Origin of the sequence: Chryseobacterium sp. VD8 (assembly GCF_037149975.1) — a bacterium.
In the GTDB taxonomy this organism is placed as follows: domain Bacteria; phylum Bacteroidota; class Bacteroidia; order Flavobacteriales; family Weeksellaceae; genus Chryseobacterium; species Chryseobacterium indicum.
In genome coordinates, this window is the sequence record NZ_JBBCQL010000392.1 from 1 (window position 1) to 2,019 (window position 2,019).

Genomic DNA, 2,019 nt, shown 5'->3' on the forward strand with positions numbered 1-2,019 from the left:
GGGAACTTCTCCCTGTTGCGGAGTAATATCAATGGTGGTACTTCCTTTCCCTTCCGGCTGATGAAGATACGCTTCCAGACGGTAGGTATTTTTAGCCGCAACTTCTCCAAATGTAAAACTTCCGTCCCCCACTTTTTTGATGTTGGTTGTCGTATAACTTCCGTCGGGACGTTTTTTAAAAAGTTCCCAGGTAACCCCAGCAGGATTTCTCTCTTCTGCGGACGTGGCGGGATACCAGTCTGTAACCATGTAAGTGGTTTTTTCACCAACAACCGGACTTGGGTTTCCCGAGATTTTTGAAACTCCTTTTTTAGACATAGAACGTTCTTTTTGAATTAATTAGTAAGCATCGATTTCACTTTCAAGAACGGTCTCTTTAAAATCCTGCATTTTCACCAAAGGATTGATGTGCTGAACGGTTTTATTATCCGCATTTTTCACATTCTGTTTACTCATTTCTCCACGCTGTCCGTGATCTTTAATGGTAATTTTGCCTCCGATTACACATTGCAGTTCAGAAAGTTCAGTGACGATCTTTTTACCCATAATGGTTACTTTGTCGTATGTTTTCTGCCATTTTCCGGCAGGCGCGTAAGAGCATGGCAGATAACCTCCCGAAGTAGGTTTACGTCTGCATTTTCCAAAACTGGGACCGGATGGGTTGAACTGAAGATCGTCTTCGGTAACGCCAAGAAAATCTGCATTACCATCGGAATCGTTCCAAAAATGTTTCTGATGGGAAGTAACTTTGTACTGGGGAAACTGATCACCCTGATTACACTGGGCTTTACCTTTCCGGACAACAAAATATTTGCCGTCATGAGGTGATGATTGCTGTGACATATTTACGTGATTTGGGTAACCAAAGATAAAAAATTTACATTAAAAAATAAAAAAAGCAGAAAAATATTTTCCGCTTTTCTGTTTATAAAGAATTAATGTTGAGTATATTCCGGTTCCTCGACAGGCATCATGGTCGGCATGAAATATTCATTCAGCCAGTAGAAAGTCTGTCCGTTCTGTTCGATTTTTACCGCAGGATCATTTCTGTGAGACAACATTCTGTCGGCTAAATCTTTGTAATGTTTAAAATAGGTTTTTACCGTTTCATTGGTTACAATTTTAGATTTTTTCCAGCCTTTCAGCATATATTTCGACATCAGTTCTTCATCAGAATTATCAAAACCTGTGCTTATTCCCACGGAGTAAGACATCGGCTGTTTGTAAAGATCACTTTTATCTAAGAATTTCAGAGTGGGGTTGTACTTTTTCAGCAGTTTCACGTACTCGTTGATCGCTCTGGACTGGCTGAAATCTGATCTTTCCGCTCCGGTGTTCTGATAAACTTCCGTGTAGAAAAGTTTTAAATTGTCAAATTCTTTTTCAGAAATTAAAATTCCTTTTTCCAATCCGGGTTTGTAGTCTTTCAGCTCTTTCGGAATATAACCTTTCACCAGAAACGGATTTCCGTAATTGATGAGCTGTGCGGCAATTCCTGCCGGAACGGGATTGGTAAGTCCCGGATAAAGATATTTGTATTTTACATCCACATCCGTTCTTCCTGCTCCTACTGATGAATGGAAATAATCGTTTAAAGATTTATCCAAAGTCGTATTATCAAGAGTAACCTGCGCAATCAGGCTGTCGACAGATTTTTTAAGATAACCCGGCTTCGCGATATCTCCTTTTTTAGGAAAAATTACAAATCCCTGTGCCATACTCTGCTTCGGATAATCGAGTGAGAAAAAGCCTTCGTCTCCTTCGATAAGGCTGAAATTATTTTTCGTTAAAACATCATTCTGATTAATAATTTTCTGTTTCTTCAGTTCAGCAATATTTTTTGCGGTATTGGTTACCACATTTTCTGCCATCAAAACAAAATCATTGTAGGTATCAGATGATCTCGCACTGGTCTGGAACATGATCAGTCTCGCCTGAGCCTGCGTTAGAGAATTGATGACTCCATACATATTTCCGCCCTGACTGGACGATGTTCCCACCGTGATTACGATATTGGTT

2 protein-coding genes and 1 pseudogene are annotated in these 2,019 nt (G+C 39.8%); all 3 read right to left on the reverse strand.

Going from position 1 to position 2,019, the window contains the following annotated elements; genetic code table 11:
- The coding region (locus tag WFK35_RS22495) for a hypothetical protein (RefSeq protein WP_336734848.1) at positions 1 to 318 on the reverse strand (318 nt) is incomplete at its 3' end.
- A 21-nt stretch (positions 319 to 339) separates the two neighbouring features.
- Positions 340 to 843 (reverse strand): DUF4280 domain-containing protein, encoded by a 504-nt coding sequence (locus WFK35_RS22500; RefSeq protein WP_336734851.1) that lies wholly within the window; start codon positions 841 to 843, stop codon positions 340 to 342.
- Between the two features lie 92 nt (positions 844 to 935).
- Positions 936 to 2,019 (reverse strand): annotated as a pseudogene (locus WFK35_RS22505) (type VI secretion system protein TssR domain-containing protein); the annotation flags it as partial.

Bases quoted from the DNA above. Each gene is read 5' to 3' on its own strand.
- WFK35_RS22500 (WP_336734851.1), bottom strand. From the start codon at position 843: ATGTCACAGCAATCATCACCTCATGACGGCAAATATTTTGTTGTCCGG.